23 protein-coding genes and 1 pseudogene are annotated in these 26,397 nt (G+C 73.5%); 16 read left to right on the top strand and 8 right to left on the bottom strand.

Going from position 1 to position 26,397, the window contains the following annotated elements; translation table 11 throughout:
* The first annotated feature begins 44 nt into the window (after positions 1-44).
* Positions 45-284 (top strand): hypothetical protein, encoded by a 240-nt coding sequence (locus KRR39_RS07120; protein ID WP_216941367.1) that lies wholly within the window; start codon positions 45-47, stop codon positions 282-284.
* Between the two features lie 12 nt (positions 285-296).
* On the opposite strand, the gene KRR39_RS07115 is transcribed toward KRR39_RS07120, so the two are convergent.
* Positions 297-1,943 carry a fatty acid--CoA ligase gene (locus KRR39_RS07115; protein WP_216941366.1) on the bottom strand — a complete coding sequence of 549 codons (1,647 nt, stop codon included), beginning with the start codon at positions 1,941-1,943 and terminating at the stop codon, positions 297-299.
* 146 nt (positions 1,944-2,089) lie between these two features.
* Between KRR39_RS07115 and KRR39_RS07110 the strand changes: the two genes are divergently transcribed.
* The 3 genes from KRR39_RS07110 (at position 2,090) to KRR39_RS07100 (ending at position 5,158) form a co-directional block, all read left to right on the top strand.
* On the top strand, positions 2,090-2,872 hold the full coding sequence (locus KRR39_RS07110) for an SCO6745 family protein (RefSeq protein ID WP_216941365.1): 783 nt from the start codon (positions 2,090-2,092) through the stop codon (positions 2,870-2,872).
* 100 nt (positions 2,873-2,972) lie between these two features.
* Positions 2,973-4,052 (top strand): MGDG synthase family glycosyltransferase, encoded by a 1,080-nt coding sequence (locus KRR39_RS07105; RefSeq protein ID WP_216941364.1) that lies wholly within the window; start codon positions 2,973-2,975, stop codon positions 4,050-4,052.
* Positions 4,049-5,158, top strand: a complete 1,110-nt coding sequence (locus KRR39_RS07100) for a PPOX class F420-dependent oxidoreductase (protein ID WP_216941363.1) — start codon at positions 4,049-4,051, stop codon at positions 5,156-5,158. Before KRR39_RS07105 ends, KRR39_RS07100 begins: the two co-directional genes overlap by 4 nt.
* 5 nt (positions 5,159-5,163) lie before the next feature.
* Here the strand turns inward: KRR39_RS07100 and KRR39_RS24470 are convergent, their stop codons facing one another.
* Positions 5,164-5,607: a DNA-3-methyladenine glycosylase family protein gene (locus tag KRR39_RS24470; RefSeq protein WP_254185566.1), complete on the bottom strand. Its 444-nt coding sequence runs from the start codon at positions 5,605-5,607 to the stop codon at positions 5,164-5,166.
* A 236-nt stretch (positions 5,608-5,843) separates the two neighbouring features.
* Here KRR39_RS24470 and KRR39_RS25980 point away from each other — a divergent pair.
* Positions 5,844-6,485: pseudogene (locus tag KRR39_RS25980) on the top strand (hypothetical protein); the annotation flags it as partial.
* On the opposite strand, the gene KRR39_RS25975 reads toward KRR39_RS25980, so the two are convergent.
* A complete protein-coding gene (locus KRR39_RS25975) occupies positions 6,473-6,631 on the bottom strand; it encodes a hypothetical protein (protein WP_367303712.1) in 159 nt (52 codons plus the stop codon). The pseudogene KRR39_RS25980 and the gene KRR39_RS25975 overlap by 13 nt on opposite strands.
* 59 nt (positions 6,632-6,690) lie before the next feature.
* On the opposite strand from KRR39_RS25975, the gene KRR39_RS25970 reads away from it, so the two are divergent.
* The 3 genes from KRR39_RS25970 to KRR39_RS07080 are packed head-to-tail and all read left to right on the top strand — an operon-like array spanning position 6,691 to position 9,967.
* Entirely contained in the window at positions 6,691-7,686 is a 996-nt protein-coding gene (locus tag KRR39_RS25970; RefSeq protein ID WP_367303711.1) for an ATP-dependent DNA ligase, read from the top strand.
* A gap of 25 nt (positions 7,687-7,711) precedes the next feature.
* Complete coding sequence (locus KRR39_RS07085; RefSeq protein ID WP_216941362.1) at positions 7,712-9,220, top strand: amino acid permease; 1,509 nt, start codon at positions 7,712-7,714, stop codon at positions 9,218-9,220.
* 48 nt (positions 9,221-9,268) lie between these two features.
* Positions 9,269-9,967 carry a TetR/AcrR family transcriptional regulator gene (locus KRR39_RS07080; protein ID WP_216941361.1) on the top strand — a complete coding sequence of 233 codons (699 nt, stop codon included), beginning with the start codon at positions 9,269-9,271 and terminating at the stop codon, positions 9,965-9,967.
* 16 nt (positions 9,968-9,983) lie between these two features.
* Here KRR39_RS07080 and KRR39_RS07075 read toward each other — a convergent pair whose 3' ends face one another.
* The gene (locus KRR39_RS07075; RefSeq protein WP_216941360.1) at positions 9,984-11,264 is read right to left on the bottom strand and encodes an acetyl-CoA C-acetyltransferase; all 1,281 of its coding nucleotides are present in this window, start codon (positions 11,262-11,264) and stop codon (positions 9,984-9,986) included.
* Between the two features lie 139 nt (positions 11,265-11,403).
* Between KRR39_RS07075 and KRR39_RS07070 the strand changes: the two genes are divergently transcribed.
* The 3 genes from KRR39_RS07070 to KRR39_RS07060 are packed head-to-tail and all read left to right on the top strand — an operon-like array spanning position 11,404 to position 15,449.
* Positions 11,404-12,756 (top strand): 3-oxoacyl-ACP reductase, encoded by a 1,353-nt coding sequence (locus KRR39_RS07070; protein ID WP_216941359.1) that lies wholly within the window; start codon positions 11,404-11,406, stop codon positions 12,754-12,756.
* A 51-nt stretch (positions 12,757-12,807) separates the two neighbouring features.
* Complete coding sequence (locus tag KRR39_RS07065; RefSeq protein ID WP_254185565.1) at positions 12,808-13,644, top strand: MaoC family dehydratase; 837 nt, start codon at positions 12,808-12,810, stop codon at positions 13,642-13,644.
* 2 nt (positions 13,645-13,646) lie between these two features.
* Positions 13,647-15,449, top strand: coding sequence for an acyl-CoA dehydrogenase (locus KRR39_RS07060; RefSeq protein WP_216941357.1), 1,803 nt, complete (start codon positions 13,647-13,649; stop codon positions 15,447-15,449).
* 11 nt (positions 15,450-15,460) lie between these two features.
* Here the strand turns inward: KRR39_RS07060 and KRR39_RS07055 are convergent, their stop codons facing one another.
* The 3 genes from KRR39_RS07055 to KRR39_RS07045 all read right to left on the bottom strand — a co-directional run bounded on the left by KRR39_RS07055 (position 15,461) and on the right by KRR39_RS07045 (position 18,625).
* Complete coding sequence (locus KRR39_RS07055; protein WP_216941356.1) at positions 15,461-16,660, bottom strand: M23 family metallopeptidase; 1,200 nt, start codon at positions 16,658-16,660, stop codon at positions 15,461-15,463.
* A 161-nt stretch (positions 16,661-16,821) separates the two neighbouring features.
* Positions 16,822-17,682, bottom strand: a complete 861-nt coding sequence (locus KRR39_RS07050; RefSeq protein ID WP_216941355.1) for an acyl-CoA thioesterase — start codon at positions 17,680-17,682, stop codon at positions 16,822-16,824.
* Between the two features lie 10 nt (positions 17,683-17,692).
* Positions 17,693-18,625, bottom strand: coding sequence for a proteasome assembly chaperone family protein (locus KRR39_RS07045; protein WP_216941354.1), 933 nt, complete (start codon positions 18,623-18,625; stop codon positions 17,693-17,695).
* A gap of 169 nt (positions 18,626-18,794) precedes the next feature.
* On the opposite strand from KRR39_RS07045, the gene KRR39_RS07040 reads away from it, so the two are divergent.
* The 3 genes from KRR39_RS07040 to KRR39_RS07030 are packed head-to-tail and all read left to right on the top strand — an operon-like array spanning position 18,795 to position 20,307.
* Entirely contained in the window at positions 18,795-19,124 is a 330-nt protein-coding gene (locus KRR39_RS07040; RefSeq protein ID WP_216941353.1) for a TraR/DksA family transcriptional regulator, read from the top strand.
* Positions 19,121-19,429, top strand: a complete 309-nt coding sequence (locus KRR39_RS07035) for a virulence factor (RefSeq protein WP_216941352.1) — start codon at positions 19,121-19,123, stop codon at positions 19,427-19,429. Before KRR39_RS07040 ends, KRR39_RS07035 begins: the two co-directional genes overlap by 4 nt.
* Positions 19,426-20,307: a homocysteine S-methyltransferase family protein gene (locus KRR39_RS07030; RefSeq protein ID WP_216941351.1), complete on the top strand. Its 882-nt coding sequence runs from the start codon at positions 19,426-19,428 to the stop codon at positions 20,305-20,307. The genes KRR39_RS07035 and KRR39_RS07030 overlap by 4 nt, the downstream gene beginning before the upstream one ends.
* Here the strand turns inward: KRR39_RS07030 and KRR39_RS07025 are convergent, their stop codons facing one another.
* Positions 20,308-21,699 carry an LCP family protein gene (locus KRR39_RS07025; RefSeq protein ID WP_216941350.1) on the bottom strand — a complete coding sequence of 464 codons (1,392 nt, stop codon included), beginning with the start codon at positions 21,697-21,699 and terminating at the stop codon, positions 20,308-20,310. It abuts the gene before it with no gap.
* Between the two features lie 196 nt (positions 21,700-21,895).
* On the opposite strand from KRR39_RS07025, the gene KRR39_RS07020 reads away from it, so the two are divergent.
* On the top strand, positions 21,896-23,095 hold the full coding sequence (locus KRR39_RS07020; protein ID WP_216941349.1) for a thiolase family protein: 1,200 nt from the start codon (positions 21,896-21,898) through the stop codon (positions 23,093-23,095).
* On the top strand, positions 23,095-26,295 hold the full coding sequence (locus KRR39_RS07015; protein ID WP_254185564.1) for an aldo/keto reductase: 3,201 nt from the start codon (positions 23,095-23,097) through the stop codon (positions 26,293-26,295). The genes KRR39_RS07020 and KRR39_RS07015 overlap by 1 nt, the downstream gene beginning before the upstream one ends.
* Positions 26,296-26,397 lie beyond the last annotated feature (102 nt).

Raw genomic sequence — 26,397 nt, 5'->3', positions numbered from 1 at the left:
GCCGTGCGCGTGGCATACGTCACACCGAGCGGGGTACGCCCTAGGTGACGATCCACCCGACCGACATCAGCCACCTGGGAGGACATCTCGTGATGCTCGACAAGGGCGCCGTAGCGGCGGCGCTCCGCAGACAGGGGGACCACGACCGGGCGCAGCAGGCCGAGTGCGCGCTGCCCCGGCAGGTCGACACCCGGCGCGACGCAGGTCTCCTGCACCGGCTCGACGTCGACCTCGACGACCTCGAGGACCCCGCGGCGGCGCCGGGCCCCTCGGACTCCGCCTAGACGGCTGGCCACCTAGCCGCGGGCGCTCGACACGTCCAGCTCGCCGTCGGCGTACCACCGGCGGATGACCTTCTTGTCGAACTTGCCCACCGAGGTGCGCGGCACCGCCTCGATGAAGGTCCACGCGTCGGGCAGCTGCCACCTCGCCACCGACTGCGCCAGGAACTCGCGCAGCTCGGCCGGCTGCACGGTGGCGCCCTCGCGGAGCACCACCGACGCGAGCGGCCGCTCCTGCCACTTCTCGTCGGGGATCCCGACCACGGCCGCCTCGACCACGTCGGGGTGCGCCATCAGCGCGTTCTCCAGGTCGACCGAGGAGATCCACTCGCCGCCGGACTTGATCACGTCCTTGGACCGGTCCGTGAGCCGGATGTAGCCGAGCTCGTCCAGGTTGCCGACGTCACCGGTGCGCAGCCAGCCGTCGCGGAACTTCTCCGGGTCGTCGTCCTTGTAGTAGGCGCCGGTCACCCACGCGCCGCGCACCTCGAGCTCGCCGACGGCCGCGCCGTCGCGGGCCAGCACGTCCCCGCCGTCCCCGACGATGCGGCCCTCGATCCCCGGGAGCAGCCGGCCCTGGCCGCCGCGGTAGCGCCACTCGGCCTCGCCCTCGACGCCGACCGGGGGCCGGGCGACGGAGGCCACCGGGGAGGTCTCGGTCATCCCCCACGCCTGGACCATGGTGATGCCGTGCCGCTCCGCCAGCGCCTTCTGCAGGGACACCGGCACCGCCGAACCGCCGCACAGCACGAGCCGCAGGTGCTCGGACAGGTCGACGTCCTCGTGCTGGTCGAGGTAGGACAGCACGTCGTTCCAGACCGTCGGCACCGCCCCCGACACGGTCGGCCGGGCCTCGCGCATGAACCGGCACAGCGGCTCGGCCTGCAGCCAGCGGTCCGGCATCACCAGCGACGCGCCGGTCATCACCGCGGCGTAGGCCAGCCCCCAGGAGTTCGCGTGGAACATCGGCACGATCGGCAGCACCCGGTCGGCCCAGGTCAGCCCGCCGACGATGCCCAGGCCGACGGCCATCGAGTGCAGGTACGACGAGCGGTGGCTGTAGACCACGCCCTTCGGGTTGCCCGTCGTGCCGGAGGTGTAGCACATCGCGGCGGCGTCCCGCTCGTCGAGATCGGGCCACGCGAAGGTGTCGTCCGCGGCGTCGAGCAGCTCGTCGTACAGGTGCACCTGCTGGCCGGAGGCGCGCAGCGCGTCGAGGTCGGCGCTCGCGGCGTGCGGGCCGGCGACCAGCACGTGCTCGACGGTCTCGAAGGTGGGCAGCTGCTTGGCGAGCAGGTCGACCAGGGAGTCGTCGACGATCACCACCCGGTCCTCGGCGTGGTTCGCGATGTAGGTGAGCTGCTCGGGGAACAGCCGGATGTTGAGGGTGTGCAGCACCGCACCCATGGAGGGCACGGCGAGGTAGGCCTCGAGGTGCTCGGCGTTGTTCCACTGGAAGGTGCCGACCCGCTGGTCGCCGGAGACGCCCAGCCCGCGCAGGGCGTTGGCGAGCCGGGCCGCGCGCCGGCCGAGGTCGGCGTACGTCTGCGAGCGGAGCGAGTCGGCGGTCGCGGTGATCACCTGGCCGTCCCCGTGCACGTCGGTGCCGTGGCGCAGGATCGCACCGATCGTCAGCGGGAACTCCTGCATGGTGCTGCGCATGGGGCGAGCCTTCCTGGCCGTGTGTCGTGGACCACTTGCCCGCATCCTGCCGTCCCCGTCCAAGAACCGTCCAGGACTCGCCTAGGGTCGGGCCATGGATGACGCGCTGCTGCCCCTGTCCCGCAAGGCCTGGGGGGGACCTGGAGGTGCTGCACGTCGTCGGCTACTTCGCCCCCGAGGTGTCCCAGGAGTACGTCGACCTCGGGCTGCACAGGAGCCTGTCCTACTTCCCGGCCCGCGCGGCCGCGTTCGGCGAGGCCGGACCGGGGCTGACCGTGGCGACGTTCTACGTGTTCGCCCCCTGGCTGGTCGACGCCGCGCTGCCGGCCGCGTGGCGGACCACGACGCCCACCGCGCTGGTCGAGGCCCGGCGCCGGGGCATGGCGACCGCGCTGCGCGGCCTGCTCGGCGAGCCCGACGTCGCCGAGGCGCTGGAGATCGCCCGCGAGGTCTGCGAGGGCCTCACCCCGCAGGGCCGCCCGCTGTACGCCGCGCACGCCGGCCTGGACTGGCCCGAGGACGACCTACTGGCGCTGTGGCACGCCGCGACGCTGGTCCGCGAGCACCGCGGGGACGGGCACGTCGCGGTGCTCCAGACGTCCGGGGTCGACCCGGTGGAGGCGACCGTCCTGGGCGGGCTGTTCTCCGGCACCACCTCGTTCCTGCGCAAGACCCGCGGCTGGACCGACGAGGAGTACGACGCGGCCACCGGACGCCTGGTGCAGCGTGGCTGGCTCGACGCGGACGGAGCGTTCACCGACCTCGGCCGCGACGAGCGGCGGCGGATCGAGGACCAGACCGACCGGCTCGCGCTCGAGGGCTGGGCGCACGTCGGCTCAGAGCGGACCGCCCGGCTGCACGAGCTGGTCACGCCGCTGCGCGAGCGGATCACCGAGGCCGGCACGCTCCCCCGCTCGGTGCGCCCCTGACCGTCCCGGCCGGCTCCCGGCGGCGTTCAGGTTGCCGTCATCCACGAGGACTTCACTGGCAGCAGCGCCCGGCACCGTGCCGTGGGCCAGGAAGGCATGCATGCAGGGCACGGGCCACGGGGCCGGCGCGCTCGTAGACGTCGTCTCCGGGAGCTTCGGTGCCGGCCACGACGCCGCCGCGCGGGAGATCGCCGACCGGTTCGAGGCCCGCGGTCACACGGTCCGCACCTCGGACGTCGTCGACCTCTTCCCGCTCGGGCTCGGGCGGCTGCTCCGGGCGAGCTACGTGCAGCAGCTCCGCCGGGCCCCGGGGACCTGGGGGACGGTGCTGCGCGGCCTCGAGCGCCCCGGAGGGCTCAGCGGCCTGACCTCCCGGGCCCTGGGCACCACCGCCAGCGGCCTGCTGCGCCTCGCCGCGGACCGCCCTGAGGTCATCGTCTCGACGCACCCCTTCGCGAGCCAGGCCCTCGGGGCGCTCCGGGCGGCCGGCCGGATCGACGTACCCGTGGCGACGTTCCTCACCGACATGTCGGTGCACCGGCTCTGGGTGCACCCCGCCGTCGACGTGCACCTGGCCTGGCACCCGGTGCCGGCCGGCCAGGCGCGGGCCCTGGGCGGCCGCACCGCGGTGGTCGCGCCGCTGGCGTGCGCCGGGGGCGAGGCGTGGCCCCGCAGCCGCCGCGACCTCGGCCTGCCCTCCGGAGCCGCGCTCGCGCTGGTGGCCGGCGGCGCCCTCGGCATCGGCCAGCTGGAGTGGGCGGCGTACGACGTCGCGGCCACCGGCCTGGCCCGCCCGGTCGTGCTCTGCGGCCACAACGAAGCCCTCCGGCACCGCCTCGACGGGGTGGCCGGGGTGACCGCGCTGGGCTGGCGCGACGACCTGCCGGCGGTGCTGCGCGCGGTGGACGTGGTCGTCCAGAACGCGGGCGGGTTCACCTCCCAGCAGGCGATCGCGGCGGGTGCGCCGCTGCTGAGCTACCGCTGCCTGCCCGGCCACGGCGAGACGAACGCGGCCGCCCTGGAGCAGGCCGGGATGGCACGTTGGGTCCGGCGCCCGGAGGACCTGCGGCCGGCGCTGGCCCGGGCGCTCACGGCGCCCCGGACCGCCGGCCGGAGCGCCGCTCCCGCGCTCGACCTGGTGGACCTGCTGCTGCCGGACAGGGCCCGGGTGCCGGCGTGAGCCGGGTCGCCCGGCTGGCCGGGCTCGCCGCCGCTGCCCAGCTCGCCCCGGCGCTGACCTCGCTCGCCCCGGTCCGGAACCGCTGCCTGCCCGCGCTCGCCGGACGCAGCGGGCGCCACCACGTCGCCCTCACCTACGACGACGGCCCGGACGCCGCCTCGACCCCGGCGTTCCTCGCGCTCCTGGAGCGGTACGGCGTCACGGCGACGTTCTTCGTGCTGGGCGCGCACGTCGGGGCGCACCGGGGCCTGGTCCGCGAGATGTCCGACCGGGGGCACGAGATCGCCGTGCACGGCTGGGACCACCGTTGCCTCGCCGCGAAGCGGCCCGGCGTCCTGCGCGACGAGCTGCGGCGCAGCACCGACCTGCTGGCGGGGACCACCGGTCGGCGTGCGGAGTGGTACCGACCGCCGTACGGGGTGCTGACGACCGAGGGCCTGGCCGCGGCCCGCTCGGCCGGCCTGCGCACCGTGCTGTGGACCACCTGGGGCCGGGACTGGACGCGGGGCGCGACGGCCGAGTCGGTCGCCCACCGGGTCGGTGCCGGGCTGCGTCCCGGGGGGCACGGTGCTGCTCCACGACAGCGACCGGACCTCGGCTCCCGGGTCCTGGCGGGCCACGCTCACCGCCTCCGCGCTGCTGCTCGCGGACTGGGCCGAGCGCGGGCTGCCCGTGGGCCCGTTGGGTGCGCACTGGTAGGACGGACCCATGACGCGCACCGCAGGGCCCGCATGAGCGACTTCGACGACCTCGGCGACGAGCGCTTCGTCTCGCTGACGACCTACCGCAGGACCGGCGTGCCGGTCTCGACGCCGGTGTGGGTCGCCCGCGACGGCGCCGACCTCCTGGTGACCACGCCCGCGGGCAGCGGCAAGGTCAAGCGGCTGCGGCACACCAGCCGCGTCGAGCTGGTGCCGTGCAGCCGCAGCGGCAAGGTCGCGCCCGGCGCCACCCCGGTGGAGGCGGTCGCCTCCCTCGGCGAGCCCGACCGGCCGGCGGTGTTCCGCGCGAAGTACGGCCTGGAGTACCGCCTGTTCATGCTGGTCGAGCGGCTCGTCTCGAAGGGCAACCGGGACCGCGTGCTGGTGCGGATCCGCCCGGCCTGAGCCGGTCAGCCGCGGGTGGCCGGCAGGTGCCGGCGCGGTGCCATCCGAGGTCCGTGCCGCGGCCGGCCGAGGCCCGCGAGCTCGACGAGGCGCTGGACGCGGTAGCGGTGCGGCCGGTAGGGCTCCAGGAGCTCGGCCAGGCCGTCGTCGTCGACCTCCTGCCCGGTCAGCGCCCAGCCCACGTTCTTGGCGATGTGGTAGTCGCCGAAGCTCACCGCGTCGGCGTCGCCGTGCGCCCGGAAGCGCACCTCGGCGCTGGTCCACACCCCGATCCCGGGGAGCGACCGGAGCCGCCGGTCGGCCTCGTCGGCGGGCACCGAGGCGGTGCGCTCGATCGCGGGCGCGACCTGCGCGGCCCGGACCACGGCGCGGGAGCGGGCCGGGTCGATGTGCATCCGCAGCCACTCCCAGGACGGCACCATCCGGACGCTCTCGGCCGACGGCTGCACCCACAGCCCCCCGGTCCGTGCCGGCGCCGGGCGCGCGCTCGCCGTAGCGGTGCACGAGCTTCCGGAACCCGCCGAGTGCCTCCTGGCCGGTCACCTTCTGCTCGATGATCGCCGGCACCAGGGCCTCCATCACCAGCCCGGTGCGGCAGACCCGCCAGTGCGGCTTGCGCCGGTGAGCGTCCGCGAGCACCGGGTGGGTCGGCGCGAACCCGGTGACGTCGTCGTCGGCACCGAGCATGGACGGCACGCTGTCCAGCGCCCAGGCGGCGCCGTCGCCCCAGGCGTGCGCGTGCACCTCCCCGTCGGTCGGGCGGGAGCGGAGCCGGACGGTCGCGGTGCCCTGCGGGGTGCGGATGCCGCGCCACACGGTGCCGTCGTCGTCGACCTTGAACGTCGGGTCCGCGCTGCCCTTGCGCAGGATCGAGAGGGTCATCCGGACGTCGCACGGCCAGGAGGGCCGCCACACGCGCTCCGACTCCGTCACGGCGACAGACTATGTCGGAGGCCTCGGACACAATGGCGGCGTGCTCCTCTCTGACCTCGTCGCCGCGTCCTCCGCGGTCGGGGCGACCCGCTCCCGCACCGCCAAGGTCGCCGCCCTCGCCGCCGCGCTGCGCCAGGCCGGTCCGGCGGAGGTGCCGACCGCCACGTCCTACCTGTCCGGCGTGCTGCGCCAGCGCCGCACCGGGCTCGGCTGGCGCGGCCTGACCTCGCTGCCCGCCCCTGCGGACACCGGCAGCCTGACGGTGGCCGAGGTGCACGACGCCTTCGAGGAGATCGCCGGCGTCTCCGGCCCCGGGTCGCAGGCCCGGCGCACCGCCCTGGTCGAGTCGCTGTTCGCGCGGGCCACCGCCGACGAGCAGGCCTACCTGCGCGGGCTGGTCACCGGTGAGCTGCGGCAGGGCGCCCTCGACGGGCTGATGCTCGAGGCGGTCGCCGTGGCCGCGGACGTGCCCGCGGCCGCCGTACGCCGGGCCTCGATGTTCGCGGGCTCCACGCTGCCGGTCGCGGCCGCCGCGCTCACCGGGGGGCGTCGAGGCGCTCGCGGAGTTCGGGCTGGAGCCCGGCCGCCCGATCCGGCCGATGCTCGCCTCCAGCGCCGCGGACGTCGACGAGGCGCTGGCCCGGATCGGCGACGGACCTGTCGCGGTCGACGCGAAGCTCGACGGGATCCGCGTCCAGGTGCACAAGCACGCCGGCCGGGTCCGGGTGTTCACCCGCAGCCTGGAGGAGATCACCGACCGGGTGCCGGAGGTCGTCGAGGCGGTCGCCGCCCTGCCGGCCCACACCCTGGTGCTGGACGGCGAGGCGATCGCGCTGACCGCCGAGGGCCGGGCCCGGCCGTTCCAGGAGACCGGCGCCCGCACCGCCTCGCGGGTCGACGTCGAGACCCTGCGGGCGCAGGTCCCGCTCACGTCGTACTTCTTCGACCTGCTGCACGTCGACGGCGAGGACCTCGTCGACGCCCCCGGGCGCGAGCGCTTCGACCGGCTCGCGACCGTGCTGCCCCCGGCGCTGGTCGTGCCGCGCACCGTGACCGCCGACCCGGCCGAGGCGCGGCGGCTGTTCGCCGAGGTCGTCGCCGCCGGCCACGAGGGCGTCGTGGTCAAGTCCCTCGACGCGCCGTACGACGCGGGCCGGCGGGGCGCCGGGTGGGTCAAGGTCAAGCCCCGGCACACCCTGGACCTCGTGGTGCTGGCCGTCGAGTGGGGCAGCGGCCGCCGGCAGGGCTGGCTGTCGAACATCCACCTCGGCGCGCGCGACCCGGAGTCCGGCGGCTTCGTGATGCTCGGCAAGACGTTCAAGGGCATGACCGACGAGATGCTCACCTGGCAGACCGATCGGTTCCTGGCGCTGGAGGAGTCCCGCTCGGCGCACGTCGTGACGGTGCGGCCCGAGCAGGTCGTGGAGATCGCGTTCGACGGCATCCAGACCTCCACCCGCTACCCCGCCGGGATGGCGCTGCGCTTCGCCCGGGTGCTGCGCTACCGCGACGACAAGACCGCCGACGAGGCCGACAGCGTCGAGATCGTGCGGGGGCTTCACCAAACCGGCGACGAAGGGCATGCTGCGACGTAGGGACGTCGCACGCACGGGGAGAGCCATGAACCTGTTCCGGACCAAGACCATCGAGCAGTCCATCGCCGACACCGAGGAGGGCGAGCACCAGCTGCGCAAGCAGCTCGGCGCCCTGCAGCTCACGGTCTTCGGCGTCGGGGTCGTGATCGGCACGGGCATCTTCGTGCTGACCGGCGAGGCCGCGGGCGTCAAGGCCGGGCCGGCCGTGGCGCTCTCCTTCGTGTTCGCGGGCATCGCCTGCGCGCTGGCCGCGCTCTGCTACGCCGAGTTCGCGAGCACCGTCCCGGTGGCCGGGTCGGCCTACACCTTCTCCTACGCGAGCCTCGGTGAGCTCGTCGCCTGGGTCATCGGCTGGGACCTGATCCTCGAGCTGGCGCTGGGTGCGAGCACCGTGGCGGTCGGCTGGTCGACGTACTTCGCGGACGTCATGAAGCAGGCGGGCATCATCATCCCGGGCTGGGCGTACGGCGACGGGCACAACCTGGTCGCGGCCGTCGTCGTGCTCGTCCTCACCGCCGTGATCTGCACCGGCATCAAGATCTCCGCGCACGTCAACTTCGTGATGGTGGTCATCAAGGTCAGCATCGTGCTGCTCGTGATCGTGGCCGGGGCCTTCTTCATCGACGTCGCCAACTACACGCCGTTCATCCCGCCGGCCGGGTCGGAGGCGGCGGCCGGTGCGGTCCCCACGCCGTCGCTGCTCCAGGACCTGGGCCTGGCCCCAGGGGCCTTCGGGATCAGCGGCATCTTCACCGGCGCCGCGCTGGTCTTCTTCGCCTACATCGGCTTCGACATCGTCGCGACCGCGGCCGAGGAGACCAAGAACCCGCAGCGGGACATGCCGATCGGCATCCTGTCCTCCCTCGCCATCTGCACGGTGCTGTACGTCGCGGTCTCCCTCGTCGTGACCGGGATGGTGAAGTACACCGACATCAAGGTCGAGGCGCCGTTGGCCGAGGCGTTCCGGTCGGTGGGCCATCCCGGCTTCGCGACCGTGATCTCGATCGGGGCGCTGGTCGGGCTGACGACGGTGATGATGATCCTGATGATGGGGCAGAGCCGGGTCTTCTTCGCGATGAGCCGGGACCGGCTGCTGCCGCCGGTCTTCGCCAAGGTGAGCCCTCGCTTCGGCACCCCGGTCCGCACCACCGTCCTCACCGGCGTCGTGGTCGCGCTGCTCTCGACCCTGGTGCCGCTGACCGAGCTGGCGGAGCTGGTCAACATCGGCACGCTGTTCGCCTTCGTCCTGGTCGCCGTCGGGGTCCTCGTGCTGCGCCGCACCCGTCCGGACCTCGAGCGGGCGTTCCGCTGCCCCGGGGTCCCCTTCGTCCCGGTGCTGGCGATCCTGGCCGCGGTCTACCTGATGCTGAACCTGCCGGGCGCCACCTGGGTCCGGTTCCTGGTGTGGATGCTGGTCGGGTTCGTCGTGTACTTCGCCTACGGCGCACGGCACAGCCGTCTCGTGACCGACCCGAACTACTCGCGCGAGGCCGACGCGCAGGCCGCCGGCCGTCGTCGGGCCGACCGGCCCTGACGCAGGACGTCCGCGGGGACACGAGAAGCCCGGACGTAGCATGAGGCCATGACCTCGCCGTCCGGCCTCGAGCCGAAGCCGGACGGCCGTCGCACCGCGGCCGCCGCCCGGCGACGCCGCCGCGAGAAGGAGATCCTGGACGCGACGCGCGCCCTGTTCGACGCCCGCGGCGTGCGCGACGCGCAGATCGAGGACATCGCCAACGCGGTGGGCATCAACCGGGCGATCATCTACCGGCACTTCACCGGCAAGGAGGAGCTGTTCGCGCTGACGCTCGTCGGCTACCTCGAGCAGCTCGCCGCGCTCCTGCACGAGGCCGACCGCGAGGAGCTCCCCGCCGAGGACCGGCTGCGCGCGATCACGGCGGCCTTCGTCGACTACGGACTGGCCTACCCCGCCTTCGTCGACTGCGCGCTGACGCTGATGCGCCGGCCGGGCCCGGAGCTGCTCGACGAGATCAGCGAGGGCGCGGTCTACCGCCTCGGCCGGGGCATCTCCACCTGCCTGGCCCCGGTCGCCGCGGCGATCCAGGCGGGCGTCGGGACGGGGGTGTTCCACACCGACGACGTGCACCTGCTCGCCAACACGCTCTACGCCAGCGGGCTCGGCGGCCTGCAGCTCGCCCGGGTGGGGATGGTCGTGAAGGAGGCGGCCCCGGGCGTCCCGACGGTCGCCGCGCTGTCCGCGCAGCAGGTCAAGGAGCACCTCATCGCGTCCAGCGTGGCGATGGCCATCGGGGCCCGCTGATCCCCCACGAGCACGCTCAGCGCTCGAGGATCGCGGTCACGCCCTGGCCGCCGGCCGCGCAGATCGAGATGACGCCGGAGCCGGAGCCCTTCTCGGCGAGCAGCTTCGCCAGCGTCGCGACGATCCGGCCGCCGGTCGCGGCGAACGGGTGGCCCGCGGCCAGGGACGAGCCGGCGACGTTGAGCCTCGCCCGGTCGACGGACCCGAGCGGGGCGTCGAGCCCGAGCCGCTCCTTGCAGAAGATCGGGTCCTCCCACGCCTTGAGCGTCGCGAGGACCTGCGAGGCGAACGCCTCGTGGATCTCGTAGAAGTCGAAGTCCTGCAGGGTGCGCCCCTCCCGCGCGAGCATCCGCGGCATGGCGTACGCCGGGGCCATCAGCAGGCCCTCGCCGCCGTGCACGTAGTCCACCGCGGCGGTCTCGTAGGCCGTGAAGAAGGCGAGCACGTCCCAGCCGCGCTCGGCGGCGTACTCCTCGGAGCAGAGCAGCACCGCCGAGGCGCCGTCGGTCAGCGGCGTGGAGTTGGCGGCGGTCATCGTCGCGGCCGCACCCCGGCCGAAGACCGGCTTGAGCGCGGCGAGCTTCTCCACCGTGGTGTCGGCGCGGAGGTTCTGGTCGCGCTCGAGGCCCTGGAACGGCGTCACGAGGTCGTCGAGGAAGCCCCGGTCGTACGCCGCGGCGAGGTGGTGGTGCGAGGCGACGGCGAGCTCGTCCTGCTCCTCGCGGCCGACCTGCCACTCGACCGCGGTCAGCGCCGCGGACTCCCCCATCGACAGCCGGGTGCGGGGCTCGCTGTTCTGCGGGATCGACGGGGCGAGGTGCTGCGGGCGGACCTTGGCCAGCGCCGCCAGCCGGCCCTGCAGGGTCTTCGCGCGGTTCGCCTCCAGCAGGATCCTGCGCAGCTTCTCGTTGACCGCGATCGGGGCGTCGGAGGTGGTGTCCGTGCCGCCGGCGATGCCGACCTCGATCTGGCCGAGCGCGATCTTGTTGGCCACCGCGATGGTCGCCTGGATCCCGGTGTCGCAGGCCTGCTGGAGGTCGTAGGCGGGGGTCTCGGGCGCCAGCCGGGAGCCGAGCACCGCCTCGCGGGTGAGGTTGAAGTCCCGGGAGTGCTTGAGCACCGCACCGGCCACCACCTCGCCGAGCCGCTCGCCCTGCAGGCCGTAGCGGGCGACCAGGCCGTCGACCGCGGCGGTCAGCATGTCCTGGTTGGACGCGGTGGCGTAGACCGTGTTCGAGCGGGCGAACGGGATGCGGTTGCCACCGATGACGGCGACGCGGCGGGTCTGGGCCTGCATGGAGGAGCTCCTCGGGTCGGTGCCTGGTTACACCAGGTTACTGCTGGGTACATACTGGCCCGGCCGGGCCCCGGAAGCACACCCACCGGCGCCCGTGCCCCGTGCGCAGCGACGCAGCCGACCCCGAGGAGCCACCCCGATGAGCGACCGCTACCAGTCCCTGGTCCACACCCCCGTCGGCCGTGTGCTGGCCAAGAACCTGGGCCTGCCCAACCCGGTCCGCCTCGAGCGCTACCAGCCGGGCGACCCGCTCGTGGACGGCACGGTCGCCGTCGGCGGCACCGGTCGGCTCGCCAAGACGGTCGTCGCCACGCTCGACGAGCTGGGCATCGCCGCCGTGCTCGACGCCGGCGTCGGCGACCCGGGCGAGCAGACCTACAAGGCCCTGGTGTTCGACGCCACCGGCCTCACCTCCTCGGACCGGCTCGCCGACCTCCAGGAGTTCTTCACCCCGCTGATGCGCCGCCTCGGCACCTGCCCCCGCGTGGTGGTGCTCGGCACGCCGCCGGAGTCCACGGGCTCCGGCGCCGAGCGGGTCGCCCAGCGCGCGCTCGAGGGCTTCACCCGCTCGCTCGGCAAGGAGATCGGCCGCGGCGGCACCGTGCAGCTCGTGTACGTCGTCCCGGCTGCCGACGAGGCGCTCGCGTCCACGCTGGCGTTCCTGCTGTCGGCCAAGTCCGCCTACGTCTCGGGCCAGGTGGTCCGGGTCGGGTCGCACGGCGCGGCCGCCGTCGCCGAGCAGGTCCAGGACTGGACCGTCCCGCTCGCCGGCAAGGTCGCGATCGTCACCGGCGCCAGTCGCGGCATCGGCGAGCAGATCGCCCGGGTGCTGCACCGCGACGGCGCGACGGTCCTCGGGATCGACGTACCCCAGGCCGCGAGCGAGCTGATGGCGGTGACCGCCGGGATCGAGGGGGACCACCTGACCCTGGACATCACCAGCAAGGACGCGCCGCAGCGGATCGCCCGGCACGTGAAGGAGAAGTTCGGCGGGGTGGACGTCGTGGTGCACAACGCGGGGATCACCCGGGACAAGCGGCTGATGAACATGAAGAAGGACACCTTCGCCTCCGCGATCGCTGTCAACCTGACCGCGCCGGAGCGGATCACCGCCGAGCTGCTGCAGCAGGGGCTCGTCAACGCGAACGGCCGGATCATCGGCGTCGCCTCGATCGCCGGGATCGCCGGCAACCTCGGGCAGACCAACTACGCCGCGTCCAAGGCCGGCGTGATCGGCCTGGTCGACAGCCTCGCCGACGAGCTCGAGGACGGCATCACGATCAACGCGGTCGCGCCCGGGTTCATCGAGACGAAGATGACCGCGGCCGTCCCGTTCGCCACCCGCGAGGTGGGCCGCCGGCTCAACGCGCTCTCCCAGGCCGGGCTGCCGGTCGACGTCGCCGAGACGATCGCGTGGCTCGCCGGGCCCGGCTCGACGGCGGTGAACGGCAACGTGGTCCGGGTCTGCGGCCAGATGATGCTGGGCGCCTGATGACCGGCGAGCCGCAGGTGGTCCAGGGCTCCCCCCTCGACGCTGCCGATGATGCTGCGGGCCGCGCTGCCGGTGCTGCCGGGCGCCAAGCTCGTGCCCGGGGTCCGCAAGACCGGCGACACGCTCCCGGACCTCACCCTGACCCGGCACGACGTCCCCGTGGACCGGGCGCACCTCGCGTCGTACGCCGAGGTCTGCGGGTTCCCGCTCAAGGAGACCCTGCCGGTCACCTACCCGCACCTGCTCGCGTTCGGGCTGCACCTGCGGATCATGACCGACCGCTCGTTCCCGTTCCCGGCCGTCGGCACCGTGCACCTCGAGAACTCGCTGACCCAGCTGCGCCCGATCGCGGCGACCGAGAGGCTCCAGGTCACCGCCCGCCCGGCGAGCCTGCGCCCGCACGCCAAGGGCCGGGTCTTCGACCTGGTCACCCACGTGCACTCCGCCGGCGAGCTGGTGTGGCAGGAGACCAGCACGTTCCTGAGGGTCGGGACGAGTGGTCTCGGGGAGCCCGACCAGCCGGAGGCGTTCGAGCAGCCGGAGCCGACGGGGACCTCCTGGCAGCTCGGGGCCGACCTCGGCCGCCGGTACGCCGCGGTCTCGGGCGACCACAACCCGATCCACCTCTACGGCCTGACCGCCAAGGCCTTCGGCTTCCCGCGGCAGATCGCGCACGGCATGTGGAGCGAGGGCCGCTGCCTGGCCGCGCTGGACGGCCGGCTGCCCGAGGCGGTCACCGTGGACGTCGCGTTCAAGAAGCCGGTGCTGCTGCCCGGCCGGGTGCTGTTCGCGTCCGCGCGCCGCGGCGACGGCTACGTGTTCGCGCTGTCCCGCCCGCAGGACGGCAAGCCCCACCTGCTCGGCCGGTTCGGCCCTGCGACGATCTGAGCATGGCGACCTCGCGCATCATGTCCCGGCGGGACCTGGACTTCCTGCTCTACGAGTGGCTGGACGCCGAGGCGCTGACCCGGCGTCCTCGCTACGCCGAGCACGACCGTGGCACGTTCGACGCGGTCCTCGACCTCAGCGAGCAGCTGGCCACCGACTTCTTCGCGCCGCTCAACCAGAGCACCGATGCCGCCGAGCCGTACGTCGGCGACGACGGCCGCGTGGTGCTGCCGCCCGAGGTGGCTCGGGCCCTCGCGGCGTACACCGGCTCCGGCCTGCCGGCCAGCGTCTTCGACCACGAGCTGGGCGGTCTCCAGCTCCCGTTCGTGGTGCACCAGGCCGGCTCGGCGTTCTTCCAGGCGGCCGCGATCGGCGTGTTCGCCTACCCGTTCCTCGCGGAGGGCAACGCCAACCTGCTGGTCGCGCACGGCACCCCGGACCAGGTCCGGCGGTACGCCGCACCGGTGGTCGAGGGCCGGTGGTACGGCACGATGGCGCTCTCCGAGCCGCAGGCCGGCTCGTCCCTCGGCGACATCACCACCCGGGCGGTCCGCCAGGACGACGGCAGCTACCGGCTGACCGGCACCAAGATGTGGATCTCGGGGGGCGACCACGAGCTGGGCGAGAACATCGTGCACCTCGTGCTGGCCCGGACCCCGGGGGCGGCGCCGGGCGTGAAGGGCATCTCGCTGTTCATCGTGCCCAAGCACCTGGTCCACGACGACGGGTCGGTCGGCGAGCGCAACGACGTGGCGCTGGTCGGGCTGAACCACAAGATGGGCTACCGCGCCACCACGAACACCCTGCTGAACCTCGGCGAGGGCCTGACCACCCCGGGCGGCACCCCGGGCGCCGTCGGGCACCTGGTCGGCGAGGAGGGCCGCGGCCTGACGTACATGTTCCACATGATGAACGAGGCGCGGGTCAGCGTCGGGGCCGGCGCCGTGGCCCTGGGCTACACCGGCTACCTGCACGCCCTGGACTACGCGCGGGTCCGCACCCAGGGCCGGGCCCTGCAGGACAAGGATCCCGCCGCCCCTCCGGTCGTGCTCACCGCGCACCCCGACGTACGACGCATGCTGCTCGCCCAGAAGTCCTACGTGGAGGGCGGCCTGGCGCTGATCCTGTTCTGCGCGCACCTCGTCGACGAGTCCCGGACCGCACCGGACCCCGACGACGCGCGGCGGGCCGAGCGGCTGCTGGGCCTGCTCACGCCGATCGCGAAGTCCTGGCCCTCCCAGTGGTGCCTGGCCGCCAACGACCTCGCGATCCAGGTGCACGGCGGCTACGGCTACACCCGCGACTACCCCGTCGAGCAGTTCTACCGGGACAACCGGCTCAACCCGATCCACGAGGGCACGCACGGCATCCAGGCGCTGGACCTGCTCGGCCGCAAGGTCGTCGAGGGCGACGGCGCCGCGCTGCGGCTGCTGGGCGACCGGCTCCGCGCGACGACCCGGGCCGCGACCGGGGCCGGCGGTGACGCCGCGTCGTACGCCGCCCAGCTCGACCGCACCTGGGACGACGTGCTGCGGGTGACCGGAGTGCTGTGGGCCAAGGGCGACCCGGCCCTGGCGCTGGCCAACGCCAGCCTCTACCTCGAGGCGCTGGGGCACGTCGTGGTGGCCTGGCTGTGGCTCGAGCAGCTGCTCGCGGTGGGTGGGAGGAGCGGCGGGTTCTACGACGGCAAGCGGGCGGCGGTCCGGTACTTCTACGCGTTCGAGCTGCCCCGGACCGGGCCCCAGCTCGCCCTGCTGGAGTCGCTGGACACCACGACGCTCGACCTGGACCCCGACGTCCTCTGACCCGGTGCGGGTCAGTTGCGGCGCAGGCCCATCCGCGTCGAGGTGACCCCGGTGGTCGCCCGCAGCTGGTAGGTCGCGGTCGACGGCGACCAGACCCCGAGGTCGTTGGTGCCGTTGCCGTCCCAGTCGCCGGAGACCGGCTGGTCCGCGGAGGTGCCGAGCTGGGCGGTCGCGGTGGTGACCGCACCGTCGCGGGTCTGGGTGCGCATCGTGAACGTGCCGGTCGACGGGGTCCAGACCCCCAGGTCGGTGATCCGGTCGCCGTTCCAGTCGCCGGTCACCGGCCGGTCGCCGAGCGCGCCGAGCGCGACGGTCCGCGCGGACCCGTCCGCGTTGCGGAGCGTGAAGACCCGGGTGGCGGGACTCCAGACGCCGACCTCCGTGGTGCCGTTGCCGTCCCAGTCGCCGGTCACGCCGACGTCGCTGACCTTGCCGAACGTGACCTGGGTCGTCGTACCGTCCGCGTTGCGGAGCAGGAACGCCTTCCAGCCGGGACGCCGCACGCCGACGTCGCCGAGGCCGTCGCCGTTCCAGTCGCCGCTGACCGGCTGGTCCGTGCTCACCCCGTAGCGCACGCGCAGCGGGGTGGTGCCGGTGCGGCGCAGGATGAAGGTGGCCGCCTTGCCGCGCCGGAACAGCGCCGGCTCCTCGCTGCCGTCGCGGTTCCAGTCGCCGCCGGGGACGACCGTGTCGCCGCAGTTCGTGGAGGCCTGGGTGCTGCCCATCTTGAAGGTGACGCGGTGGAAGTACGACGGGAGGTCGCGGCGGTTCATCCGCTCCTCGAAGTGCAGGTGCGGGCCGGTGCTGCCGCCGGTGCTGCCGACCTGGCCGATGATCTGGCCCTGGTCGACGCTCTGCCCGACGGTCACCCACTGCGAGAGCAGGTGGGCGTAGAGCGTGCTCCAGCCGCTGCCGTGGTCGACGATCACGTAGCGGCCGTAGCTGCGGCTGCCGAGGTCCACGACGCTGGTCACCACGCCCGGCGCCGCGGCGGTCATCAGCGCGCCGAGGTCGTCGGGGCGGTTCCAGTCGATCGAGTAGTGGCTCGGGCTGTGGCTGGAGCGGCTCGAGCCGGTCCAGGTGTCCCCGCAGACGAACGGCATCTCGAAGTCGGGTCCGTCGGTGCTCTTCGCGTAGGCCGTCCCGGGCATCCCGGCCAGCACGAGGCCTCCGGTCACCACGGCAGCCGCGAGCAGTCGTCGCAGGCGCATCCGGTCCCCTCCCACAGGCGTTGCGATGGGGGGAACCGGCTCAGACCACACAGGCCACAACAACCCCGCGAACCCCAGAAACACCCAACCTTAACCAGTAGTCGGCGTGTCTGTCACGGAAAGCGGCAAGGATGTGCTAATGCCACGCGTGTAATTCGGGGTCAGCCGCGGGGGCGGATCAGGCCCTCCTGGGCGACCGTGGCGACCAGCCGGCCGTCCTGCGCGAACACCCGGCCGATGCCCAGCCCGCGAGCGCCGGACGCCGACGGCGAGACCTGGTCGTAGAGCCACCACTCGTCGGCCCGGAACGGCCGGTGGAACCACACCGTGTGGTCCAGCGACGCGGACTGCACCCGGGGGCTGGAGATCGCGACGCCGTGCGGCACCAGCGCGGAGCCCAGCAGCGTCATGTCGCTGGCGTAGGTGAACGCCGCCCGGTGGGTCAGCTCATCGTCGTCGAGCTTCCCGCTGATCCGCATCCACAGCCGCGAGTGCGCCGGGTGCTCGTCGTTGGGCAGCTGGCCGCCCTGGCGGGAGTCACCCACCGCGCGCATCTCCAGGACCGCCCACTCGGTGAGCCACTCCTCGGCCCGCTCGGGCGACTCCCGGCGGAACAGCTCCGCGACGTCCGTGGAGTCCTCCGGCGAGGGCACCACGGGCATCACGTCCTGGTGCTCGAAGCCCTCCTCGGGCACCTGGAAGCTCGCGGTCATGAAGTAGATCGGTCGCCCGTGCTGGCGGGCCACGATCCGGCGCGTGGAGAACGAGCGTCCGTCGCGCATCCGCTCGACGTCGTACACGATCGGGACGGCGGGGTCGCCCGGGCGCAGGAAGTAGGAGTGCAGCGAGTGCACGCTCAGCGGCGGGTCCACGGTGCGGGCGCCGGCCACCAGCGACTGCGCCGCGACCTGGCCGCCGAACACCCGCTGCAGCATGGTGTCCGGCTGGATGCCGCGGAAGAGGTTGACGTCGATGGTCTCCAGGTCGAGGAGCTCCACGAGCTCGTCGGCGGAACGGGGCACGGGCGGGTTCCTACTCTTGTCCGTCGTTGGGCCGGTCGAGCCCGGCCAGGAAGCGCTCGAACTCGGCGCCGAGCTCCTCCCCCGTCGGCAGGTTCTTCTCCTCGGCGAGGGGCAGCGCGTCGCCGTCCTCCTCGGACCGGTGGAACGCGTCGTACTGCTGCTCGAGGCCCGAGACCACGTCCCGCACCTCCGCGGAGTCCTCGATCTGGGCGGCGATCTCCACCATCTTGGCGGCACCCGCGGCCTCGACCTCGGTGAGGTCCCACTCCAGCCCGGTCACCACCTCGACCGACTCCAGCATCGTCGCCGCGGCGGACGGGTAGTCGAACTGCGCGACGTAGTGCGGGATGTGCGCGACGAAGCCCATCGCGGGGTGGCCCCAGCCGCCGAGCCGCATCTCGAGCAGCGCCTGCGCGCTGGCCGGCACCCGGATCTGGCCCTTCCAGATGTTCTCGGTCAGCAGCAGGTCGGCCTGGGTCGCGTGGTTGGTGAGCATCACCGGCCGGGTGTGCGGGACCGCCATCGGCACCGCCCCCATCGAGACGGTCAGCCGCACCCGGAGCTTCTCCACGACCGCACGGACCGCGAGCGCGAAGGCCTCCCAGTGGGTATCGGGCTCCGGACCGTGCAGCAGCAGGTACGGCGTCCCGAGGCTGTCGTGGTTGAGCCGCACGACCAGCCGGGGCGGGTCATAGTCCTCGTAGCGACTCTCCGAGAACGTCATCGGAGGACGCCGGGCGCGGTAGTCGTAGAACGCGTCGATCTCGAAGCTGGCGACCACCCGGCCCGACGACTGCGCCAGCAGCGCCTTGGTGGCGATCGCGGCGGCGTTCCCCGCGTCCAGGAACCCGTCGAGCGAGTGGATCAGCACCGGGCCCTGCTCGAGGTCGTCGAGCTCGGGCACGTCGTCGACGATGTGCACGTACCTCGCCGGCTCTGTCATCGGTTCCCTCTCCTCGCGTGGTCGAGCTGCGTCGCCCGGGTGGTCGAGCCTGTCGAGACCACAACCCCGCTCCGGGCCTCACTATGCCCGATCCGGTCGGCGACCTCGTGCGCCCGGTCCGGCGGGAGGCGCTCCACCACCCGGGAGCCACCTGGGGCACAGTGGGGTGATGGACACCGCCGAAGTGCTGCGCGAGAAGCTCGCCGAGATCGACGACCAGATGGGACAGCTCGAGGAGCGACCCGACGACCAGGGCTCGATCTCGTTCGGCAAGCGGGTCGGCGAGGGCACGTCGATGGCGGTCGACCGGCTCTCCCAGGTCGCGGTGCACGACAAGCTGCAGGTCACCCGCGCCGACGTCGAGCGGGCGATGGCCAAGCTCGCGGAGGGCAGCTACGGGACCTGCGACGCGTGCGGCGAGCCGATCGGCGAGGGCCGTCTCGAGGCGCTCCCGTGGGCGGTGCTGTGCGTGCGCGACGCCGGTAGGCTCGCCGGGTGACGGACTACCAGCTGACCTCGTGGCGCGACCTGCCGTCGCTCGTCGTGGCCCGCGACGGCGACCAGGTGACCAAGTCGCCGTTGCCGCCGCGCTTCCAGGAGGCGATCGACGAGGCCGCGATGCGGCTCGGGGACACCGGCAGCGACGACTACCTCGCCGGCTGGACCCGGGGCGCGTGGACCCCGTCGGAGGGCAGCCCCACCGAGGTCGCCGACCGGGTGGTCGCCGAGCTCGAGGAGGCCTGGCCGCCCGCGCGGGTCCAGGAGTACCTCGACTCCCTCGGCGCCGCCCAGGCCGGCTCGTGAACCGGCTGGCGACCCTGCTCGGCGGCAGCACCCCCGTCGTCCTCGACGGCGGGATGGGCACGCTGCTCCAGGACAACGGGCTCGACGGCGGCGGAGCCGGCGAGCTCTGGAACGTCGACCGGCCCGAGGTGATCCGGGCCTGCCACGAGGCCTACGCGTCCGCGGGTGCCCGGCTGCTGACCACGAACACCTTCGGCGGCACGCGTCCCCGGTTGCAGATGCACGGGCTCGAGGACCGGGTCCACGAGCTCAACGCCGCGGCCGCGTCGATCGCCCGCGAGGTGGCCGACGCGCACGGCGTGCTCGTCGCCGGTGACCTCGGCCCGACCGGTGAGCTGCTCGTCCCGCTCGGCACGATGACCGCCGACGAGGCCCAGGAGCTCTTCGAGGAGCAGCTGCGCGGGCTGGCGGCCGGCGGCATCGACGTCGTGCTGATCGAGACGATGAGCGACCTCGGCGAGGCCCTCGCCGCGGTGGCGGCCGCCCGGTCCGTCGTACCCGACCTGCCGGTGGTCGCGACCCTGTCGTTCGACACGAACCTCCGCACGATGATGGGCGTCCGCCCGGGCGAGGCCGTCGCCACGCTGGCCGGGGCCGGCGTGGACGCCGTCGGCGCGAACTGCGGGCGCGGCCCCGCGGAGATGGCGACGATCGCGGCGCAGCTGGCCGACGCCCGTCCCGAGGGGCTGCTGCTGGTCGCCCAGTCCAACGCCGGACTGCCGCAGGTGGTCGGCGACCACTTCGAGTACGACGCCTCGCCGGCCGACATGGCCGAGCACGCGCGGGCCCTGCACGGGCTGGGCATCGACCTGATCGGCGGCTGCTGCGGCTCCACGCCCGAGCACGTCGCCGCGATGAGTGCCGCGGTCGGCGGCTAGCTAGCCGCCGTACGACACGTTCGTGCACGGGGCGGTGGCCGCCGACCGCGCCCCGTCGGTGAGGCTGCTCGGCAGCCGTCCGGGCGCGTCGGTGACCACGGCGCCGGCGTCGCGCACCCGGTGCTGGCGGCCCAGCACGAGCCGCAGGCCCGGCGCGGGCACCTGACGGACCCGCGTGCCGACCACGGCGGTGGCCAGCGCGAGGGCCTGGTCGCGCTGCCCCGGCCCGTAGTCCACCCGGCTGCGCAGGCCGGCGCCGGTGGCCGGTCCCGCCGACGCGTGGAGGCCGAGGGCGTCCAGCGCGCGGGCGGTGCGCTGCGCGAGCGCGGGCCGCGCCGCCGACGCCTGCACGGTGACCGGGGCCGTCACGGTGGACAGCCAGCCGGACACGGCCCGGCGCACCCGGGCCGGGCGGCCGCCGTCGGCGCTGAGCGGCTGGTCGTTCGCCAGCGCCGTCCAGAGCTGGTCGACGTCCGGGTGCACCAGCGCGACCCGCGCCCCGTCGTACCGCCAGGGCGTGGTGACGAAGACCAGGTCCTCGGGGGCCATGTGCCGCAGGCCCAGCACGAACGACAGCAGCTTCTCGGCGCTGCCGAGGCTCGCGTCGACGGTGAGGTTCTCGGTGGCCGCGCGGGCGAGCGGGAGCAGCTTGGTCGGGGTGAGGCCCTCCCTGCGGACCTTGGTGATCACGGCGCCGATGAACGCCTGCTGGCGGCGCATCCGGCCGATGTCGGACCCGTCGCCCACCCCGTGCCGCAGCCGCACGTAGTCCAGTGCCCGGGCCCCGGAGACCTTCTGGACCCCGCGGTGGAAGACCAGCCTGCCCTGGGTGGGCCGGTTCGGGTCCAGGTCGCCCTGGTAGACGTCCTGCGGCACGCAGACCGGCACCCCGCCGACGATCCTGGTCATCGCCGCGAACCCGACGAAGTCGGCGACCACCGTGTGGTCGACGCGCAGCCCGGTGAGCCTCTCGACCGTGTTGAGGGTGCACGCGGGGTTGCCGGCCCTCGTGTCCCCGACGGCGAAGGCCTCGTTGAACATCACCTGGTGCTGCGGCTTCGACCAGGTGCCGTCGGGAAGCCGGCAGGCGGGGACGGTGACCAGCGCGTCCCGCGGGATCGACACCGCGACCGCGCGGCGGCCGCCCTCGTAGATGTGCACGAGCAGCGTGGTGTCCGAGCGGCCCACGACCTTGCCGCGGCCGCCGAGGGCCCGGTCCCCGACCGCCCGGGAGTCCGAGCCGATCAGCAGCAGGTTCTGGCCGTGCACGGTCGGCGGGGGCCGGTGCCTGCTGATCCCGCGGCCGTCGAACGTCTTGATGCTGCGGTCCAGGGTGACGTAGCCGACCGCGGCGGCGGCGGCCAGCAGCGCGAGCACGGTCACGAGCACCACCAGGACGAGCCGGAGGCGACGCCGCCGGCGGGGTGGCGTCGTGGCGGCCGGGGCCTCCCCGGCTGCGTCTGCTCGCGTGTCCCCCACGTCGAAGAACCTAGCAAGCGTGACCACCCCCACACCGCAGGTGCTTCCGGGCGTTGTTACCAGCCAGTAGCGTAGGGGGTCCCACCGACTCACCCCGAGGAGCAACTGCGTGCCCCGACAGCTGCGAGAGGTCGTCTTCGTCGACGGCGTGCGAACGCCGTTCGGCAAGGCCAAGGGCCAGTACGCCGAGACGCGTGCCGACGACCTGGTCATCAAGTGCATCCGCGAGCTCCTGCGCCGCAACCCGAGCCTGCCGCCCGAGCGGGTCGACGAGGTGGCGATCGCGGCCACCACGCAGATCGGCGACCAGGGCCTGACCATCGGTCGTACGGCGGCCCTGCTCGCCGGGCTGCCGCAGAGCGTGCCCGGCTACGCCATCGACCGGATGTGCGCCGGGGCGATGACCGCGGTCACGACCACCGCCGGGGGCATCGCGTTCGGCTCCTACGACGTCGTCATCGCCGGGGGTGTCGAGCACATGGGCCGGCACCCGATGGGCGAGGGCGTCGACCCCAACCCGCGGATCATGTCGGAGAAGGTCGTCGACCCCGAGGCGCTCTCGATGGGCAACACCGCCGAGAACCTGCACGACCGGTACCCCTCGATCACCAAGGACCGCGCCGACGCCTACGCGCTGCGCTCGCAGGAGAAGACCGCCAGGGCCTACGCCGACGGCAAGATCCAGCCCGACCTCGTCCCGGTCGCGATCCGCACCGCCGAGGCCGGCTGGGGCCTGGCCACGGTCGACGAGCCGCCGCGCCCGCAGACCACGCTGGCCGACCTCGCCGGGCTGAAGACGCCGTTCCGCCCGCACGGCCGGGTCACCGCCGGCAACGCCGCCGGCATCAACGACGGCGCCACCGCGGCGCTGCTCGCCGACGAGGAGACCGCGCGCGAGCTCGGCCTGCCGGTCAAGATGCGGCTGGTCGCCTACTCGTTCATGGGCGTCGAGCCCGAGGTGATGGGCGCCGGCCCGATCCCGGCGACCGAGAAGGCGCTGCGGCAGGCCGGCCTGACGATCGAGGACATCGGCGCGTTCGAGGTCAACGAGGCGTTCGCCGTGCAGGTGCTGGCCTTCCTCGAGCACTTCGGCATCGCCGACGACGACGAGCGCGTGAACCCCTACGGCGGGGCGATCGCGATGGGCCACCCGCTGGCCTCCTCCGGCGTCCGGCTGATGAACCAGCTCGCCCGCTCCTTCGAGGAGCAGCCGCACGTCCGCTACGGCATCACCACCATGTGCATCGGCATCGGCATGGGCGGCACCGTGATCTGGGAGAACCCGCACTACACCGGAGAGGCCGCCTGATGACGACCACCGCTGAGCTCCAGGACCTGCTCGACCGGGCCGCCGCGCTGTCCCCCGACGAGGTGGTCACCGAGGCCAAGTCGCGCGACGTGGCCCTGCCGTACGGCGCCGGCACGATGGCGCTGATCACCCTCGACAACGGGCTGGACCACACCCGGCCCAACACGTTCGGGCCGCGGTCGCTGGCGTCCTTGAACACCGCGATCGACGCGGCACTGGCCCGCGCGGACGTCGCCGCGATCGGGGTGACCGGCAAGCCGTTCATCCTCGCGGCCGGGGCCGACCTGACCGGCCTGACCGGCCTGGGCGGCCGCGACGACGCGCTGCTGATCGCGCGCGCCGGGCACGGCGTGTTCCGCAAGCTCGGTGAGGGCGGCACGCCGACGTTCGGGTTCGTCAACGGGCTCGCGCTCGGTGGTGGCCTGGAGGTCGCGCTGCACTGCACCTACCGGACCGTGCAGGACTCCGCGCCGGCTCTCGGCCTGCCCGAGGTGATGCTCGGCCTGGTGCCCGGCTGGGGCGGCGCCTACCTGGTGCCGAACCTCGTCGGCGCCGCGACCGCCGTGAAGCTGATCCTGGAGAACCCGCTCAACCAGGGCCGCACGCTGACCGGGCACGCCGCCTTCGAGGCGGGGCTGGCCGACGCGGAGTTCCAGGGCGCCGACTTCCTGGAGCAGTCCCTGCTCTGGGCGGCCCGGGTGCTCACCGGCGACGTCGTGGTCGCGCGCCCCGAGGTCGACCGGGGCGAGGCCTGGGACGCAGCGGTCGCGAAGGGCCGCGGCGTCGCGGACTCCAAGACCGGCGGCGCCTCCCCCGCGGCCTACCGCGCGCTGGACCTGATCGCGGGCGCGAGGACCGCGTCCCGCGACGAGGGCTTCGCCGCCGAGGACGAGGCGCTCGCCGACCTGATGATGACCCCGGAGCTGGCGGCCAGCCTGTACTCCTTCGACCTGGTGCAGAAGCGCGCCAAGCGTCCCGCGGGTGCGCCCGACAAGGCGCTGGCCCGACCGGTCACCAAGGTCGGGATCGTGGGTGCCGGCCTCATGGCCAGCCAGCTCGCCCTGCTCTTCGTGCGCCGGCTGGGGGTGCCGGTGGTGCTGACCGACCTCGACCAGGCGCGCGTCGACAAGGGCGTGGGCTACGTGCACGCCGAGGTCGACAAGCTGCTCGCCAAGGGTCGGGTGTCGGCCGACAAGGCCAACCGGCTCAAGGCCCTGGTCTCCGGGACGGTCGACAAGACCACGTCCTTCGCGGACGCCGACTTCGTGATCGAGGCGGTCTTCGAGGAGATGCAGGTCAAGAAGCGCGTCTTCGCCGACGTCGAGGCGGTGGTGTCGCCGACCTGCGTGCTGGCCACCAACACCTCGTCGCTGTCGATCGGCGAGATGGCCGCCGACCTCGAGCACCCGGAGCGGGTGGTGGGCTTCCACTTCTTCAACCCGGTCGCGGTGATGCCGCTGCTCGAGATCGTCCGCGGCGCGACCACCGACGACGCCACCCTGGCCACCGCGTTCGCGACCGGCAAGGCGCTGAGGAAGACCAGCATCCTGGTCCAGGACAGCCCCTCGTTCATCGTGAACCGGCTGCTCGGCCGCTTCCATGGGCGAGGTCGGCAGGATCGTCGACGAGGGCACCCCGCTCGCCGTCGCCGACGGCGCGTTCGCCGGGGTCGCCCCGATGCCGCCGTTCTTCCTGCTGTCCCTGGTCGGGCCGGCCATCGCGCTGCACAACAGCCAGACGCTGCAGCGCGCCTTCCCGGACCGGTTCTACGTCTCCCCCAGCCTCGAGAAGCTCGTCGCCTCGGGGAGGACGAGCGTGTACGCGCCGGACTTCTCGGTGGACCCGGAGGTCGCGGAGATCTTCGCGGTGCCCGCCGACGGGACCGAGCTGGCCCCGGCCGCCGTACGCGCCCGGACCCTCGAGGCGCTGGCCGACGAGGCCCGCCGGATGCTCGACGAGGGCGTCGTCGCGGCGCCGGAGGACCTGGACCTGGCGATGATCACCGGGGCCGGCTTCTCGTTCTGGAACGGCGGCCTGACCCAGCTGCTCGACCGGGAGGGCGTCTCGGAGAAGGTCACCGGGAAGCGCTTCCACTGACCGTCCCTGACCGTCCACGTCGGCCCCTCCCGAGCCCGGGAGGGGCCGACGTGCGTCCGGGCTTGGAGCACGGCGCAAGACTGGCTGGCATGACCAACGAGACGAACCACGTCCTGGGGACCCGCACCCTGGGCACCACTTCCGCCCTGACCGTGAGCACGATGGGCCTGGGCTGCATGGGGATGTCGGAGTTCTACGGGACCGGCGACGAGCAGCAGGGCATCGACACGATCCACCGTGCCCTCGACCTCGGCGTCAGCTTCCTGGACACCGCCGACATGTACGGCCCGTTCACCAACGAGCGGCTCGTCGGCAAGGCGGTCGCCGGTCGCCGGGACGCCGTGCAGCTGGCGACGAAGTTCGGCAACGAGCGCAAGGAGGACGGCACCCGGGTCGGCATCAACGGCAGCCCGGAGTACGTCCGCTCCGCCTGCGACGCCTCGCTGCAGCGGTTGGGCGTCGACCACATCGACCTGTACTACCAGCACCGCGTCGACAAGACGGTCCCGATCGAGGAGACCGTCGGTGCGATGAAGGAGCTCGTCGAGGCCGGCAAGGTGCGGCACCTGGGCCTGTCCGAGGCGTCCGCCGAGACCATCCGCCGCGCGCACGCCGTGCACCCGATCACCGCGCTGCAGACGGAGTACTCGCTGTTCACCCGCGACCTCGAGGACGACATCCTGCCGGTCCTGCGGGAGCTCGGCATCGGCCTGGTGCCCTACTCCCCCCTCGGCCGGGGCATCCTGACCGGCGCCATCACCCGGACCGACGACCTCGCCGAGAACGACTCGCGCCGGTCGCCGTACTTCCCGCGCTTCTCCGGCGAGGCCCTGGACGCCAACCTGGCGCTGGTCGCCCAGGTCCGCGAGATCGCAGCTGGCAAGGGCGCCACGCCCGGCCAGCTGGCGCTCGCCTGGGTGCTCGCCCAGGGCGACGACGTGGTGCCGATCCCGGGCACCAAGCGGGTGAAGTACCTCGAGGAGAACGTCGGGGCCGCGGCCCTCACGCTCACCCCCGAGGACCTGGCCGCGCTCGAGCGGGCCGTCCCGCGCGGCTCGGTGGCCGGCGACCGCTACGGCGACATGTCCACCATCGACGCCTGACCCCGCGATAGTCCGTGACGAACTTGTCGTCCGGACCGCCTTCCCACGACAAGTACGTCACGGACTATCCGTACGACGCAGGAGGGGCACCCCGCCTCGCGG

It is taken from the genome of Nocardioides panacis, assembly GCF_019039255.1.
Taxonomy (GTDB): Bacteria; Actinomycetota; Actinomycetes; order Propionibacteriales; family Nocardioidaceae; genus Nocardioides_B; species Nocardioides_B panacis.
This window is presented reverse-complemented; position numbering and strand designations above follow the sequence as displayed.